We start from the raw sequence: 16256 nt of genomic DNA on the forward strand, positions 1-16256 counted from the left end.
AAAAAAACCTGCCGGCTAAGGACAGGTTCTTTGTAATTTATTTTTTTCGGGTGCCGTCTTCGTTCTTGTCAACTACAGGGCGCTTCAAGCCATTTGCGAGTTCCCAGGCCGTGAAGTACACCAGTTTCGATCTTTTGGCCAGCATCGGAAAATCTATCTTGCTGATCTCGTCGCCAGGCTGGTGATAATCCTCATGCACACCGTTGAAATAGAAGATAACCGGGATGCCGTGTTTGGCAAAGTTGTAATGGTCTGAACGGTAGTAAAAGCGATTCGGATCTGTACGGTTGTTGTACCGCTCGTCGAGGTTCATTTTTACATAATCCTTATTTGCTTTTTTACCTATGCGGTCCAGGTCGGTACTTAACATATCCGAGCCAATGATGTACACAAAATTGTTGTCAGATGCGTGGTCTTTGTCGCCCCGTCCGATCATGTCAATATTTAAATTGGTGATGGTGTTGGCCAGTGGAAATACAGGGTATTCAGAATACCATTCCGAGCCCAGCAAGCCTTTCTCTTCACCCGTTACGGTCATAAACAGTATGCTCCTCTTAGGCCCCTTGCCGGCTTTTTTTGCTTTGGCAAAAGCTTCGGCGATCATCAGTACACCTGTTGTTCCTGAGCCATCATCGTCCGCCCCGTTGTTGATCTTATCGTCACCTTTGGCATTTGCATCGATTCCAATGTGATCGTAGTGCGCGGTAATCACCAGTACTTCTTTCTTTAATTTAGGATCAGAACCCTCCAGAAAGCCCAGCACATTTTCGGCCCTTACTTTTGTTTCAGTTCTTTGTGCACTTGCAGTAACAGCAATCTGCAGTTCCTGCGAAGCGGGTTTGCCGCTCTCTGTTATTTTCTTTTTTACCGCATCAACATTGGTCTTTGCCGCTTTAAGCAGCTGGTTGGCAATGGCAGTCCCAATATAAACCACTGGTGTCCCCTGCGGGCTGTTCATGCGTTCAATGTTTTCTTTGGTTTTCATTATCATTTGTCCCGACTGCAGATAACTTTTTAAGTTATCAGGCATATTGTCTACCAGAGGGTCTATAACCAACACTGCCTTCGCTTTATTGTCCGACAGGTATTTGATCTTGCTGTTTATATTTCCGCCTGCATTTTTTGCAGTTGAACCTGCCGGATCGCCTGATTTAAAGATCATGACTACCTTCCCGGTCACATTCTGGTTTTCAAAATCATTATAACCTTCTTTATTCAAACCATAACCGGCAAACAGTACCTGTCCGCAATTAAAGGCAAAGCCACTTCCGGATACTGAAGATGGCATGATATAAAAATCTTTCAGGGGTTCTGCAGGCTGCCCCTCTACTGTTAAAATCTGAGCCGTGCCAAAAGTAACCATATCAACCGGCTGAAAATAATCGCCGTTTACAGGGCCTTTTAAACCCAGGTTTTTAAAATGCCCGCGAATGTAATCCGCAGCCATCCAACCTCCCTTTGTGCCGGTTTCACGGCCTTCGTAAGCATCAGAGGCCAGTACGGAGAGGTGCTTATAGGCATTGTCTTTATTGATCGTCTGACTAAACCTTATGGCGTCCTTATTTTGTGCAATGGCAGTGCAGCCCATTAATAAGACAAGGCCGGTATAAATTAAGTGCTTTTTCATCGTCTTTTGGTTTAGCATGACATTTTGTTCACTCTTGTGGCATGTCTTCCACCTTCAAAAGCGGCATTCAGGAAGGCAGTAACCATTTCTTTAGCCAGCGCTTCAGAAACGAAACGGGCGGGTACGCAAATGATGTTCGCATTGTTGTGCTGTCTTGCCAGTTCGGCAATTTCTTTTTGCCAGCAGATGGCGGCGCGGACCTGCTGATGTTTGTTGGCGGTGATGGCAACCCCATTGGCGCTACCACAAACCAATATCCCAAAATTATATTCGCCGCTTTCCACTGCTTCTGCCACCGGATGGGCAAAATCAGGATAATCAACAGAGTCGGCCGAATAGGTGCCAAAATCTTTCAGTTCATGCCCGTTTAAAAATGATTTTAAGAGTTCTTTGTATTCAAAACCGGCATGATCTGCGCCAATTGCAATTTTAAATTTTGTATCTGCTGACATTTCTGTTATTTATATTTGGTTGATAGTGTTTACGATTTCTTTATTTTGGCTACGCCATATAGTTCTTTGTTCCTTTTCCTCTCGATATTTGCCGAGATAAATATACTCAGTTCATAAAGAATAAATAAAGGCAATGCGACTACAAGCATGGTCAGGATATCTGGGGTAGGGGTTACAACAGCTGCAATTATCAGAATAACTACTGCTGCATACCTTCTGGTAGAACGCATAAATGCAGGTGTCATGATTCCGAATTTAGACAAGATATAGATGACTACCGGAAGCTGAAAAATGATTCCTGAACCGATGGTAAGTGTCGCTACTGAAGAAAGATAAGAAGAGATGGTAAAGGTATTTTCTATGTCGGGGCTTACTGTAAAATTTGTCAGGAAGTTAACAGACAATGGACACACAATATAGTACCCAAACAGAATGCCAATAAAGAACAGGACAGAGGCAAAGGTTACAAAACTGCTGGCAGATTTGCGCTCATTTGCATGCAATGCAGGCTTAACAAAGAGCCAGATTTCAAAAAGTATGTATGGAATGCCCAACGCTATGCCTACCATTACACAGGCATTGATCTGCAGCGTAAATTGTCCGGCCATTTCTGTATTGATGATCTTGGCATCGATATGGGTAATACAAAAGTCAGAGCCAATGAGGCTCGGCCATGCTTCGGCCATTTTGCACATCATTCTATAGGTCCAGAAATTGGGGTTCTTCGGCCCCATGATCAGCTCATTGAATATAAAATCTGAAAACCAGAATGCCCCGGCGGTAAGCAGCACAACAACCAGTAACGCACGAAGTAAATGCTTCCTGAGTACATCAATATGGTCAAAGAAGGACATCTCAGCCTCTAAAGTTTTTCCTTTTTCTTTTATGGCCCCAATCAGGTCGCGCTTTTTATTTTCACTCATGTGTGTTATTTGTAAAACAAAAATACCATTCTTTTATTTAGAATGGTATTTACGGTTAAAATCTGACAAATAGTTTTTCAACTGTATAACTTATATTTTATCAGTGAGTTTATCCTTCTGAAAACTCGAAAGTTTCCATAAACTTAGTCGTAAAGTTACCGGCCCTAAAGTTAGGATCTTTCATTAATTTCAGGTGAAATGGTATCGTAGTTTTTACACCTTCTATCACAAATTCACTCAGTGCGCGTTCCATAGTACTGATCGCTTCCTCGCGGGTTTGCGCAACACAGATCAGTTTGGCAATCATCGAATCGTAATTTGGAGGGATTTGATAGCCTGCATAAACATGCGTATCTACCCTTACGCCATGGCCACCCGGTGAGTGGAAATTGGTAATTTTACCTGGCGAAGGCCTGAAATTGTTGAAAGGGTCTTCCGCGTTTATCCTGCATTCAATAGCATGCATATCCGGCATGTAGTTTTTTCCGGAGATGGGAACACCTGAAGCGACTTTGATCTGTTCTTTGATCAGATCGTAGTTGATCACTTCTTCGGTTACCGGATGCTCTACCTGGATACGGGTGTTCATTTCCATGAAATAGAAATTGCGGTGCTTGTCGACCAGGAATTCTATGGTTCCTGCACCTTCATACTGTACGGCAATGGCTCCTTTTATGGCTGCTTCACCCATTTTTTCACGAAGTTCAGGGGTCATAAACGGCGAAGGTGCTTCTTCTACCAGCTTTTGGTGCCTGCGCTGAATAGAGCAGTCGCGCTCAGACAAATGACAGGCTTTGCCATACTGGTCGCCAATAATCTGTATTTCGATGTGGCGTGGGTCCTCAATGTATTTTTCCAGGTAAAGTCCATCGTTGCCAAAGGCTGCACCTGATTCTTGTCTGGCACTATCCCAGGCATTTTCAAAGTCTTCATCTTTCCAAACCACACGCATTCCACGGCCACCGCCACCGGCAGTTGCTTTTAGAATTACCGGATAGCCGATTTCATTTGCCAGTCTGATTCCTTCTTTTACGTTTTCAAGCAGCCCTTCCGATCCCGGGATGGTAGGTACGCCCGCCAGCTTCATGGTTTCTTTGGCTGATGCTTTATCACCCATTGAATTGATCTGCTCTGGAGTTGCGCCGATAAACTTGATCCCATAATCGCGGCAAACGGAAGAAAACTTAGCATTTTCAGATAAGAAACCGTAACCTGGGTGTATGGCATCAGCATTGGTCAGTTCAGCAGCAGAAATGATATTTGGAATGCTCAGGTAAGAGTCCTTACTTGGTGGAGGACCAATACAAACAGCTTCATCAGCAAAGCGCACATGTAAACTCTCCCTGTCGGCAGTAGAATACACAGCTACAGTTTTGATGCCCATTTCTTTACAGGTACGAATAATGCGCAAGGCAATCTCGCCCCTGTTGGCAATTAGTATTTTTTTAAACATATACTTCCTTCCGATTAAATCGGTTCTACTAAAAATAAAGGTTGATCGTATTCCACAGGAGATGCGTTTTCAACAAGAACTTTTACGATTCTTCCTGATACTTCACTTTCAATCTCATTAAAAAGTTTCATGGCTTCAATAATACATACCACTTTACCTGAAGCAATTTCATCGCCAACATTTACAAATGATGGTTTTTCCGGGCTTGCAGAACGATAGAAAGTACCAATCATTGGCGATTTGATGGTGATGTATTTTGAAGTATCTTCAACAGGTGCAGCTTTTGGTTCTGTTGGGGCAACCGGTTGTGGTGCAGCAGCAGCCGGCACAACAGCAGGCGCAATCTGGGGAGGTACAGTTGCCTGAACAATTGTTGGAGCCTGGTTGGTTTTGATTGTGATTTTGAAGTTTTCCTGCTCAATAGCAACTTCATTTACGCCCGAACGAGAAACAAATTTAATAAGTTCCTGAATTTGTTTAATATCCATTTTTTAGGTGTTATAGTAGAAAAAATAGTACGTCTTAAGAACTATCTAAGTTAAGATTATTTATTTTATAAAGTTAGTAGGCCCATTTTAAATAAACGGAACCCCAGGTAAAGCCTCCTCCAAATGCGGCCAATATTACATTGTCGCCTTTTTTCAGTTGATTTTCCCACTCCCATAAACACAGCGGAATAGTTCCGTTTGTGGTATTGCCATAACGTTGAATGTTGATCATCACTTTCTCTGAGCCTACACCCATTCTGGAAGCTGTAGCATCAATAATACGTTTGTTGGCCTGATGTGGAACCAGCCAGGTTACGTCTTCTGAAGTCAGGCTATTGCGTTCCATGATCTCAGCAGCTACATCGGCCATATTGGTAACGGCAAATTTAAACACCGCCTGACCTTCCTGGTAAACCACATGTTCATTATTATCTATGGTTTCATGGGTTGCAGGCCTGGCAGAACCGCCAGCTTTCTGATGCAGGAATTGTTTCCCGGAACCGTCTGTCCTCAGAATAGAATCCATCACGCCAAGCCCTTCTTCGTTGGGTTCAAGGAGTACTGCGCCGCAGCCATCACCAAAAATGATACAGGTAGTCCGGTCCTGATAATTGATAATAGACGACATTTTATCGCCTCCTACAACCAGAACTTTTTTATGCTTGCCAGATTCAATGAACTGCGAGGCAGTTGATAATCCGAAAATAAATCCGGAACAGGCCGCCTGAAGATCATAACCCCAGGCATTTTTTGCGCCGATTTTATCGGCCAGTATATTGGCTGATGCCGGAAAGGGCATATCAGGAGTAGTTGTACAAAAGATGATCAGTTCAATTTCTTCAGCGCTGATGCCGCGTTTTTTAAGCAGTCCGTTTACAGCATGTACTGCCATATCCGAGGTGCCCAATCCTTCGCCTTTTAATATTCTTCGCTCTTTGATCCCTGTTCTGGATGTAATCCATTCATCGGTAGTGTCTACAATCGATTCAAGCTCTTTGTTGGTCAGCACATAGTCTGGTACATAACCATGAACAGCTGTAATCGCAGCGTGAATTTTATTCATTTTGTTAAAATTATTTAAATGCGGCCTGTATTTTACCAACCAGGCCAGTTGTAATCATGTCTCTGGACTGCAGGATCATGTTTTTCACAGCCAGAGGGCTCGAAATGCCATGGCCGATGATTACAGGGGCGTTTACCCCTAAAACAGGGCTTCCTCCGTAGTTCTCATAGTTAAAGCGGTCAAAGAAATCATCTTTTAAACCTCTTTTTAAGGTCAAAACGTAAAACGATTCAGCAAGTTTGAGCATTACATTTCCTGTAAATCCATCACAAACAATAACGTCGGCCTTATCGTTAAATAAATCCCTTCCTTCCACATTGCCCACAAAATTAAACAGCCGGGTGTCTTTCATTAAAGGAAAAGTAGCCAGGCTCAGCATATTGCCTTTTTCATCTTCTTCACCAATATTCATCAATGCTACTTTAGGCGTTTTGATGCCCATCACATTTTCGGCATAAAGACTGCCCAGAACGCCAAACTGGAGTAAGGTATCCGGTTTACAATCAGCATTGGCGCCAACGTCAACCATAAGGCCTACACCACCGCTTAATTTTGGAAGAAAAGTAGAAAGACAAGGTCTGATGATGCCAGGAATAGTTTTTACACTAAATACAGCACCTACAAGCATTGCTCCGGAGTTCCCGGCGCTGGCAAAGGAGTCCAGTTTACCTTCTTTCAGTAAATTGAACCCAACAGAAATGCTTGAGTTAGGCTTTTGAACAATAGCCTTAGTGGGATGTTCGCCCATACCAATTACTTCTTCGGTATGAACATATTCAAAGTGATCAGGATTGAATCCGTTTTCGGATAGGAGGGGCTTAATCTGCTGGGTATCTCCGATAAGCACTAAGTGTTCATCCGGAGATAACAATGGATGAGCTGCTATTGCTCCTAAAACATTTGCTTTAGGAGCATAGTCTCCGCCCATTATATCGAGACCTATTTTCATAGTAAAATCAGTTTGTGTACCAGGCAAAATTGCCGCTTTATTAAGGCCTCTAAGTTAAACTATACAGGACTTAAAACACAAACTATTTTTCAAGAAAATTAACCTATTGAAGTGTTTTCAATAACCAATTTACCGTTGTAGTATAAGTTACCATCAACGTTATAAGCGCGGTGAGGAGTGTGTATTGCACCTGTTGTCTGACAAGTAGCTAAAGAAGGAGCTTCTGCTTTATAGTGAGTTCTTCTCTTATCTCTTCTGCTCTTAGAAACTTTACGTTTTGGATGTGCCATTGCTGATTTATTTAATTATTATTTTAATTTCTTTAATGCCGCCCACCTTGGGTCATCATTTTGTTGTTCTTCTTCCTGTTGTGATCCTACAGCCAAGCTTTCCAGTCTGGCGATCATCTCCTGGTCGCATTTAACACCAGTTCCATTCTCTTCACATATCTTTATATAAGGTACCGATACGGTGATGAATTCGTAAATCAGTTCAGCTACATTGATTTCGCTTTCCTTTTTACTCAGTACAATGATCTCCAGATCATCGCTTTCCAGTTCATCTTCAGCAAACTTTACAATCTGCCTTTCCTGTATGCTTATCGGTGCCTCAAATTCAGCTAAACACTTGTCGCAATCCAATACTATTGTTCCATTAATCCGGAACTGAAGTATCAGCATAGTTTCCTGTTTGTCTAGCTCAACTTCTGCTTTTAAGTTTCCCTTTTTTACCAGAGAATACTCAAACGCATCAAAAAAGCTGTTATCAATCTCAAAATCAAACTGATGTTTGCCAATTTTTAAGCCTGTAAAGGGGATTGAAAATTGTTTTAATGGTTTCAATTGTAACAAAATTTTAGCCCGCAAATGTATGGATTATTTTAATTGCCTGCAAATTTTATTTAATTGCCCCGTTATGAAGCATCATCTTTAATATCGAACTGGGTCTCAGTGATTTTTCCGCCGCTTCTCAGCTGGTTGCCCAGCATGGCTTCCTGCTCTCTTCTGTGCTGTACAATATGGGTAGCCGCAAATACAGCTTCAATAAATGAAGAGGGATCGGCCAGGTTTTTCCCGGCAATATCGTATCCCGTACCGTGGTCGGGCGAAGTGCGCACAATCTTTAGTCCGGCCGAAAAATTAACTCCTCTGCCAAATGCGATGGTTTTGAAAGGGATCAGACCCTGGTCGTGGTACATAGCCAATACAGCATCAAATTGCTTGTAGCTGCCATTTCCAAAAAAACCATCAGCAGGATAAGGGCCAAAACAGATCACACCTTTGTCAAATGCTTCCTGGATGGCAGGCATAATTACCGTTTCTTCTTCTTTCCCCAGCAGACCGTTATCGCCGGCATGAGGGTTTAAACCAAGCACGGCAATTTTAGGTTTCTCAATCCAGAAATCTTTCTTCAGGCTCTCGTTCATCAGTACCAGCTTTTTGACAATCTGTTCTTTTGAAATGCTTTGCGCTATATCTTTAACCGGTATATGCCCGGTTACCACGCCAACACGTATGTCTTCGCTGATCATAAACATCAGCACATCATTGCTGTTACTTTGCTGCTGCAAATATTCCGTATGTCCGGGAAACTTAAAAGCGTCCGACTGGATGTTGTGCTTATTGATCGGGGCAGTAACCAGCGCATCAATTTCTCCTTTCACCAAAGCTTCAGTAGCTTTCTGAAGCGATAGCAAGGCATATTTTCCTCCTGTATCGTTTGATATACCCAGTTCTATCTTCACATCTTCTTCCCAGCAATTGATCAGGTTTGGTTTTTTTGGATTGGCCGAATCAGGTGCATTTATTACATTGAATGCAAAATCAGCAAGGCCCAGGGCTTTTCTATGATATGATGCAACTTTTGTATGTCCGTAAACTATAGGTGTACAGTAATCAAGGATGCTGTTGTGCGATAGTGTTTTTAAAATCACTTCCAGTCCGATGCCATTTGTGTCACCTATGCTTATCCCAATTTTAATTTTATTGCTCATACCCAAATAGAAATTTGGCGCAAATTACAGTTTTTCAATTAATGTTAACCCGATACTGATAAAACTTTACTTATTTTGTAGTCTAAGGGCAAAATATATGAGTTTGGTTAAGGCAAAAAAACATTTAGGACAACATTTTTTAACCGATAAAAATATCGCGGCAAAAATAGTAAATGGCCTTGTTCATACCGATAAATATACACAGGTATTGGAAGTAGGGCCAGGTATGGGTATTTTGTCCGATTTGCTGTTGGAACGGAAAGACCTGGAAACCTTTTTAATTGATATTGATGTAGAGTCCTATCACTTCCTGCAGCAGAAATATCCGCAACTGGGCAATAGGCTGATCAATGGAGATTTTCTGGCCCTTGATCTTTCGGCCATTTTTAAAGGGAAATATGCCATCATCGGCAATTTTCCTTATAACATCTCCTCCCAGATCCTGTTCAAGGTATTGGAAAACAGGGCAAATGTAGTAGAGATGGTGGGCATGTTCCAGAAAGAGGTGGCGGAACGCTGCGCTTCGAAAGCCGGAACCAAAGATTATGGCATCTTGAGTGTACTGATTCAGGCCTATTACGATATAGAATACCTTTTTACGGTAAAACCAGGGACTTTTAATCCTCCCCCAAAAGTGAATTCGGGAGTGATCAGGCTGAGCAGGAATAAAGTGGAAACACTTCCATGTGATGAAAAATTGTTCTGGCGGACCGTTAAGGCCGGATTTAACCAGCGCCGGAAAACGCTTCGAAATGCACTTTCAGGGATTGTTCCCAAGGATAAAATGGACAATCATCTATTCTTCGATAAACGTGCAGAACAGCTGAGCGTTGCAGACTTTATTGACCTTACCATTCATTTATCCCAGCTCTCAAAATAAGGAATGCCAAGTATGAAAGGAAAAATCTTAATTGTTGACGACCTGCACCCCGCGTTTAAGGACGCAGCTGCAGATATGGGATATGAAGTGAACGACCAACCTTTAATTACCAGGGCGGAGACCATGGCCATAATTGCAGATTATGAGGGAATTGCAGTACGTACAAAATTCCGCATTGACGAAGAACTTTTGGCGGCGGCACCAGGGCTTAAATTTATTGCAAGGGCGGGGGCAGGGCTGGATAATATTGATGAAGCTCCGGCTAAACAAAGAGGAATTCAACTTCTGAATGCACCCGAAGGCAATATGGATGCGGTGGGTGAACACGCCCTTGGTTTATTGCTCGCACTGATGAATAATTTTCGCAGGGCGGATGCCGAAGTTCGCAATGGCATATGGGACAGGGAAGGTAACCGTGGCTATGAACTGAAAGGAAAAACAGTAGGTGTCATTGGTTATGGGCATATGGGGCAGAGCTTTGCAAAAAAACTTTCGGGGCTCGACCTTAAAGTGATAGCCTATGATAAATATAAAACAGGTTTTAGTGATACCTGGGCAAAAGAGGTGAGTATGGAAGAAATAGTAAAGGACAGCGATGTGCTGAGCCTGCACATCCCTTTGACAAAAGAAACCCGGCATATGGTAAATGAGGAATACCTGTTCCATTTCCGTAAGCCCATTTTCTTTATCAATACTGCCAGAGGGGAAATTGTGCAAACCAAAGCCCTATTACAAGCCATTGAACAGGGAAAAATACTGGGCGCAGGATTGGATGTACTGGAAACAGAGAAATTCCCCGCATTAGGCACACAGGATTGGTATCCTGCACTCCGTTCTTCAGAAAAAGTGATCCTGACACCCCATGTAGGGGGCTGGACTTTCGATTCTTACCGCAGGATTTCGGAAGTACTGGCAGAAAAACTTAAGGAATTAAAGAAATAATTTGCTTTTCTGGTAGCCCGCTATTATCTTCGTTTTAATTGAAGCAAGACTATGTAGGCTTAAAAGCCGATATAGTCTTGTTTGTTTTTTAGAGGACTTACAAAAAATAAATGAGCTATGACAGAGGTAACGTATTATACCCAAGATGGTTTAGATAAACTGAAAGAAGAACTGCAGCAACTGAAGACTACCGGAAGGCAGTTAATTTCTAAGGCAATAGCAGAGGCGAGGGATAAAGGAGATCTTTCTGAGAATGCGGAGTATGATGCAGCAAAAGAAGCGCAGGGTTTGCATGAAGCAAAAATAGCTAAGCTTGAGGCTACCCTTTCCACTGCCCGACTGATCGATGAGTCTAAACTGGATACTTCAAAAGTGCTTGCACTTTCTATCGTAAAAATAAAAAATGTAAAGAATGGGGCTACGATGTCCTACCAGTTGGTAGCAGAGTCGGAAGCAGATCTTAAAACCGGAAAAATTTCAGTAAAATCACCTATTGCAAAGGGATTACTGGGAAAATCGGTCGGCGATAAAACCGAAATTGAAGTTCCGGCAGGAAAAATAGAGTTCGAAATTTTAGAGATCAGCAGATAAATTCTATAACATGGCAAGTATCTTTTCTAAAATAGTAAGCGGCGAGATTCCTGCCCACGTGGTGGCAGAAACTACTGAATTTCTGGCTTTCCTGGATGTGAACCCTCTGGTTATGGGGCATGTACTGGTCATCCCTAAAAAAGAGGTCGACTATATTTTTGATATGGACGATGAAAGCTATTTTGGGCTGACCCTGTTCGCTAAAATTGTAGCGACAGGATTAAAAGAGGCTTTCCCATGTAAAAAGGTAGGCGTGGCAGTGATTGGGTTGGAGGTGCCTCATGTACACATTCATCTCATCCCGATGAACAACGTCAGCGATATGAATTTCAGTAGAGAAAAACTGAAACCTAGCCAGGAAGAACTTGCCGAAGCGGCAGTTAAAATAAAAACTGTGCTGGGAAAAGATTAGCGCCTGTAAGGCATTAGCAGAAACGGCAGCATGATAATAATGCTGCCGTTTCTGTTTATTTCAATTTCTCGTTGTTCTTGTGCCGTTCAGCATCTCGGATGCTCTTTTTTGCCAGGTTTTTTTCCATAGCTGCTGTCAGGTCTATGCCCGTTTGGTTGGCCAGGCAGATCAACACAAAAAGGACATCAGCCATTTCATCACCCAGGTCTACAGCTTCATCACTCTTTTTGAATGACTGCTCACCATATTTACGCGACATGATCCTGGCCACTTCTCCAACCTCTTCCATCAGGATGGCGGTATTGGTCAGTTCATTGAAATAACGGATACCTGTTGTTTTGATCCATTGATCTACGGTTTCCTGCGCTTCCTGTATGGTCATTATTCTTTATTTTTTGTGTCAATTGTTATGGTTACCGGGCCATCATTTACCAGGCTGATTTTCATATCGGCCCCAAATACGCCAGTTTGTACAGGTTTTCCAAGCAATACTGAGAGCTGCTTGGTCATTGCCTCATACAAAGGAATGGCCTTATCTGGTCTTGCAGCCTTTGTGAAACCTGGCCGGTTCCCCTTTTTGGTAGATGCAAATAAGGTAAACTGACTGATCAGAAGAATATCCCCCTCAACTTCGGGCAATGCTTTGTTCATCAGTCCGGCTTCATCACTGAATACCCGCATGTTCACTATTTTTGAGGCCAGCCATTCCAGATCTTCGATATTGTCTGCATCTTCAATACCCAATAATACCACAAAACCGGTATCAATAGCTCCTGTAACTATGCCCTCTACTTCGCAGTTTGCTGCTGTAACCCTTTGAATAACCGCACGCATCTTTAAGCCCTGGTTTCGTTCCCGTGATAAATACTCAGGTAGCTTTCGTACCTGCTAGGGGCAATCTCGCCCCGCTCAACTGCTTTTATTACTGCACAGCCAGGTTCATTGACATGCCTGCAGTTGTTGAATTTACATTCGTGCATCATGTCCCTCATTTCTCTGAAATAATGGCCCAGTTCTTCCGGCCGGATGTCAAATATGCCCAATTCACGTATGCCTGGCGTATCAATCAGATAGCCACCGAAAGGCAGGGTATGCATCTCTGCAAAGGTGGTGGTATGCTGGCCTTTATCGCTCGACTCTGATATTTCACCGGTTTTGATGTCTCTTCCCGGCAACAAAGCATTGATGAGGCTGGACTTACCCACGCCAGAATGCCCTGAAAATAAGGTGGTTTTATCTTTTAATAAGGTTTCAATCAAAGAGATATTTGTGCCTTTCAGGGCTGATACCGTGTAACAGGGATAACCAATGTTCTCATAAATTGCCGCATATTCGGCAAGAATGGCCAGGCCTTCTTCATGAAAAAGATCAAGCTTATTGAAAATCAGTATTGCCGGAATATCATAGGCTTCGGCGGTGGCTAAAAACCTGTCTATAAAACCCAGCGAAGTACGTGGAGAAGCCAGGGTAACCACCAGGAAAGCCTGATCCATATTGGCGGCAATGATCTGGGCCTGCTTAGATAAGTTGATCGACTTACGGATGATGTAATTTCGCCGGTCATGCAACTTATTGATGATGCCATTGTCGGAATTTGGTTCTAATTCAAATTCTACACGGTCACCCACCGCAATAGGGTTGGTGGTTTGAATGCCCTGTATCCTGAATTTTCCCTTTATCCTGCAATCGTAATCCTGGCCATCTTCTGCATGTACCTGGTACCAGCTTCCTGTTGATTTTATAACTAATCCTTGCATATAAGTGGGTAAAGATAATAAATACCAACTCCATCAAACTGAATAATTTATTTTTATAATCATTTGCTAATTAGAAAAATATAGCTTTACTTTACCGCCGCATTACAGATAGTGTAAAATATACATGTTTAACAATTCAATCATTACCACTACAACTACCACAACCACCGGCATAGCACGGAGGAGGGTAAGCTAGTGGGCTGAGAAAAAAATAAAAAACCACAAAAAAGCGCCTTCCTCTAAACCAGGAAGGCGCTTTTTTTTTAACCAACAACTATGAATATTTTAAAATTTGGAGGTACTTCTGTCGGTTCTGTCGAAAGCATACGAGCCCTGATCGGGATACTCAAAGAGAGAAAGGGAGCTGAAAAACCTGTTGTTGTCCTGTCGGCCATGGGGGGCGTAACCAACTCCCTGCTGCAGATGGCCGAAAATGCCCGGAACGCACAGGACTATGCCGATGACCTTAAAAAGATAGAGCAGAAACATTTTGACGTGATACGTGCATTGCTGCCAGCCATTGCCCAGAACCCGGTCCTGACCAGGTTGAAAATCTATTTTAATGAGTTGGAGGATATCCTTCAATCGGTATACAACCTGCGTGAGCTGAGCCTGCAGACCAAAGACCTGATACTCAGTTATGGCGAACGGTGTTCAAATGTAATGGTAAGCCACATCGCCAGGCAACATTTTGCCAATGCCGAATATGTGGATGGTTCTGAACTGATCAAGACCGACAGCAACTTCGGGCAGGCTAAGGTAAATACCTATCTGACTGAAACACTCATCCGCGATTTCTACGAATCCAACGCAGATAAGCTGTTGTTTGTTACTGGTTTCATATCCAGTAACGACGAAGGCCGGATCACTACGCTTGGTCGTGGCGGAAGCGATTATACTGCGGCCATCTGGGGTGCCGCCCTTAATGCCGATGAAATAGAGATCTGGACAGATGTGGATGGGATGCTGACCGCTGACCCGAGAATTGTAAAAAAGGCATTTTCTTTACCTGAACTAAGTTATACCGAAGCAATGGAGCTTTCTTATTTTGGTGCAAAGGTGATCTACCCGCCGACGATGATCCCTGCTTTCCTGAAGAAAATTCCAATCGTCATTAAAAATACCTTCAATGTTGACTTTCCGGGAACTTACATCAAACATGGGGTACAGACATCAAAACTACCTATCAAGGGTATTTCTTCTATTGATGAGATCAGTATTCTGAATCTTTCAGGAAGCGGTATGGTAGGCAAGGCAGGTTTTGCCGGCCGGCTTTTTTCTCTGTTGTCAAGAGAGCAGGTCAATGTGGTACTCATCACCCAATCGTCATCAGAGCACAGCATTACCTTTGCAGTTAAACCTGCAGATGCTTTAAAGGCACTTTCGCTCATCAACAGGGAATTTGAGCTTGAACTTCAGGCCCGTAAGCTGGAATATCCGGAGGTAGAGAACGGGCTTTCTGTGCTGGCTATCGTTGGCGAAAACATGAAACGGACCCCCGGGATTTCAGGACGTTTGTTTAGTGCCCTGGGAAGAAATGGTGTGAACATCCGTGCTATCGCGCAGGGTTCTTCAGAGTATAACATCTCTGTAATCATTGGGCGTTCCGACCTGTCGAAGGCCGTTAATGCGGTACATGATGCCTTTTATGCCGACCTTAAAAAAACGCTGAACGTGTTCTGCCTGGGTACCGGAAATATCGGCAAAACCCTGTTCAGGCAATTGCAGGACCAAATGCCCTTCCTTGCGCAAAACAACGACCTGCAGGTAAAGGTAATGGGAGTAAGCAATACCCGAAAAATGTACCTCAACCCGGAAGGGATAGACCTCAGCAACTGGGAAAAAAGCCTGCAACAAAAAGGACAAAAAGCCGATCTTACAGAATTTATCGGCCAGATGAAGGACATGAACCTGGCCAATTGTGTGTTTGTAGACAATACCGCAAGCCACAACCCCATCCAGCATTACCTGGATGTGCTGCAATCCAGCATTTCCGTGGTAACCTGTAACAAAATCGGAAATTCTGCCGAATATGACCAGTATGTAGCCTTTAAGCAGGCCGCCAGAAAGCATGGAGTAGATTTCTATTATGAGACCAATGTTGGTGCAGGACTGCCCATCATCCGGACTTTGAAAGACCTGATGATGAGCGGCGACCGGATTGCCCGTATAGAAGCTATTTTGTCGGGTACCATATCTTATATCTTTAATAATTTTAAAGGCGAACGTTTATTTCATGAAGTGGTAAAAGAGGCACAGGACCTGGGGTATACTGAGCCGGATCCGCGTGACGACCTGAACGGAAAAGATTTTATGCGCAAGATGCTGATCCTGGCCCGCGATGCAGGTTATGCACTGGAAGAAAAAGATGTAACTATTGAAAGCATGCTCCCAGCTGCCTGTCTTGCTGCAAAAAGTGTGGATGAATTCTATGCAGAATTACAAAACAACGCGGCTTATTTTGAAAACCTTAAAAATGAAGCTGCACAAAGCCAAAAAGTGTTAAGATATATTGGTAAACTGGAAGATGGCAAGGTTGCTATTACCCTGCAAATGGTTGATGATGCGCATCCTTTCTTCATGCTTTCGGGAAGTGACAACATCATCTCTTTTACCACCGATCGCTATAAAGACCGCCCGCTGGTGGTTAAGGGGCCGGGAGCCGGGGCCGAGGTTACCGCCGCGGGTGTATTTGCTGACATTATAAACGTAGGAAAAAGATAAGT

18 protein-coding genes are annotated in these 16256 nt (G+C 43.2%); 5 read left to right on the forward strand and 13 right to left on the reverse strand.

What is annotated here, in order from left to right; translation table 11 throughout:
- Positions 1 to 37: 37 nt before the first annotated feature.
- The 10 genes from ABIE26_RS24235 to pdxA all read right to left on the reverse strand — a co-directional run bounded on the left by ABIE26_RS24235 (position 38) and on the right by pdxA (position 8948).
- Complete coding sequence (locus ABIE26_RS24235) at positions 38 to 1627, reverse strand: M28 family peptidase (protein ID WP_310146324.1); 1590 nt, start codon at positions 1625 to 1627, stop codon at positions 38 to 40.
- Between the two features lie 11 nt (positions 1628 to 1638).
- On the reverse strand, positions 1639 to 2079 hold the full coding sequence (rpiB, locus tag ABIE26_RS24240; protein WP_310146325.1) for a ribose 5-phosphate isomerase B: 441 nt from the start codon (positions 2077 to 2079) through the stop codon (positions 1639 to 1641).
- 29 nt (positions 2080 to 2108) lie between these two features.
- Complete coding sequence (gene tatC, locus ABIE26_RS24245) at positions 2109 to 3002, reverse strand: twin-arginine translocase subunit TatC (protein WP_310146326.1); 894 nt, start codon at positions 3000 to 3002, stop codon at positions 2109 to 2111.
- A gap of 109 nt (positions 3003 to 3111) precedes the next feature.
- Entirely contained in the window at positions 3112 to 4455 is a 1344-nt protein-coding gene (accC, locus tag ABIE26_RS24250; RefSeq protein ID WP_084239293.1) for an acetyl-CoA carboxylase biotin carboxylase subunit, read from the reverse strand.
- A 14-nt stretch (positions 4456 to 4469) separates the two neighbouring features.
- Positions 4470 to 4943 carry an acetyl-CoA carboxylase biotin carboxyl carrier protein gene (gene accB, locus ABIE26_RS24255; RefSeq protein WP_310146327.1) on the reverse strand — a complete coding sequence of 158 codons (474 nt, stop codon included), beginning with the start codon at positions 4941 to 4943 and terminating at the stop codon, positions 4470 to 4472.
- A 73-nt stretch (positions 4944 to 5016) separates the two neighbouring features.
- Positions 5017 to 6006 (reverse strand): beta-ketoacyl-ACP synthase III, encoded by a 990-nt coding sequence (locus ABIE26_RS24260; protein WP_310146328.1) that lies wholly within the window; start codon positions 6004 to 6006, stop codon positions 5017 to 5019.
- A gap of 10 nt (positions 6007 to 6016) precedes the next feature.
- The gene (gene plsX, locus ABIE26_RS24265) at positions 6017 to 6955 is read right to left on the reverse strand and encodes a phosphate acyltransferase PlsX (protein ID WP_310146329.1); all 939 of its coding nucleotides are present in this window, start codon (positions 6953 to 6955) and stop codon (positions 6017 to 6019) included.
- Between the two features lie 98 nt (positions 6956 to 7053).
- Entirely contained in the window at positions 7054 to 7245 is a 192-nt protein-coding gene (rpmF, locus tag ABIE26_RS24270) for a 50S ribosomal protein L32 (RefSeq protein ID WP_084239301.1), read from the reverse strand.
- An 18-nt stretch (positions 7246 to 7263) separates the two neighbouring features.
- Entirely contained in the window at positions 7264 to 7797 is a 534-nt protein-coding gene (locus ABIE26_RS24275) for a YceD family protein (protein ID WP_084239303.1), read from the reverse strand.
- A gap of 71 nt (positions 7798 to 7868) precedes the next feature.
- The gene (gene pdxA, locus ABIE26_RS24280; RefSeq protein WP_310146330.1) at positions 7869 to 8948 is read right to left on the reverse strand and encodes a 4-hydroxythreonine-4-phosphate dehydrogenase PdxA; all 1080 of its coding nucleotides are present in this window, start codon (positions 8946 to 8948) and stop codon (positions 7869 to 7871) included.
- Between the two features lie 97 nt (positions 8949 to 9045).
- On the opposite strand from pdxA, the gene rsmA reads away from it, so the two are divergent.
- The 4 genes from rsmA to ABIE26_RS24300 all read left to right on the forward strand — a co-directional run bounded on the left by rsmA (position 9046) and on the right by ABIE26_RS24300 (position 11773).
- Entirely contained in the window at positions 9046 to 9828 is a 783-nt protein-coding gene (gene rsmA / locus ABIE26_RS24285) for a 16S rRNA (adenine(1518)-N(6)/adenine(1519)-N(6))-dimethyltransferase RsmA (RefSeq protein WP_310146331.1), read from the forward strand.
- A gap of 12 nt (positions 9829 to 9840) precedes the next feature.
- Entirely contained in the window at positions 9841 to 10770 is a 930-nt protein-coding gene (locus ABIE26_RS24290; protein WP_310146332.1) for a 2-hydroxyacid dehydrogenase, read from the forward strand.
- A 117-nt stretch (positions 10771 to 10887) separates the two neighbouring features.
- The gene (gene greA, locus ABIE26_RS24295; RefSeq protein ID WP_310146333.1) at positions 10888 to 11361 is read left to right on the forward strand and encodes a transcription elongation factor GreA; all 474 of its coding nucleotides are present in this window, start codon (positions 10888 to 10890) and stop codon (positions 11359 to 11361) included.
- Positions 11362 to 11371: 10 nt separating this feature from the next.
- Complete coding sequence (locus ABIE26_RS24300; RefSeq protein WP_310146334.1) at positions 11372 to 11773, forward strand: HIT family protein; 402 nt, start codon at positions 11372 to 11374, stop codon at positions 11771 to 11773.
- Between the two features lie 55 nt (positions 11774 to 11828).
- On the opposite strand, the gene ABIE26_RS24305 is transcribed toward ABIE26_RS24300, so the two are convergent.
- From ABIE26_RS24305 to rsgA, 3 genes are read right to left on the reverse strand one after another with little or no spacing between them, the layout of a single operon-like run.
- The gene (locus ABIE26_RS24305; RefSeq protein ID WP_310146335.1) at positions 11829 to 12155 is read right to left on the reverse strand and encodes a nucleotide pyrophosphohydrolase; all 327 of its coding nucleotides are present in this window, start codon (positions 12153 to 12155) and stop codon (positions 11829 to 11831) included.
- Positions 12155 to 12607: a D-aminoacyl-tRNA deacylase gene (gene dtd / locus ABIE26_RS24310; protein WP_310146336.1), complete on the reverse strand. Its 453-nt coding sequence runs from the start codon at positions 12605 to 12607 to the stop codon at positions 12155 to 12157. Before dtd ends, ABIE26_RS24305 begins: the two co-directional genes overlap by 1 nt.
- Positions 12608 to 12609: 2 nt before the next feature.
- On the reverse strand, positions 12610 to 13530 hold the full coding sequence (rsgA, locus tag ABIE26_RS24315; protein ID WP_310146337.1) for a ribosome small subunit-dependent GTPase A: 921 nt from the start codon (positions 13528 to 13530) through the stop codon (positions 12610 to 12612).
- A gap of 276 nt (positions 13531 to 13806) precedes the next feature.
- Here rsgA and thrA point away from each other — a divergent pair, with 276 nt between their 5' ends.
- Complete coding sequence (thrA, locus tag ABIE26_RS24320; protein ID WP_310146338.1) at positions 13807 to 16254, forward strand: bifunctional aspartate kinase/homoserine dehydrogenase I; 2448 nt, start codon at positions 13807 to 13809, stop codon at positions 16252 to 16254.
- The last annotated feature ends 2 nt before the right edge of the window (positions 16255 to 16256 follow it).

This window comes from Pedobacter africanus (genome assembly GCF_040548825.1).
GTDB classification, from domain to species: Bacteria; Bacteroidota; Bacteroidia; order Sphingobacteriales; family Sphingobacteriaceae; genus Pedobacter; species Pedobacter africanus_A.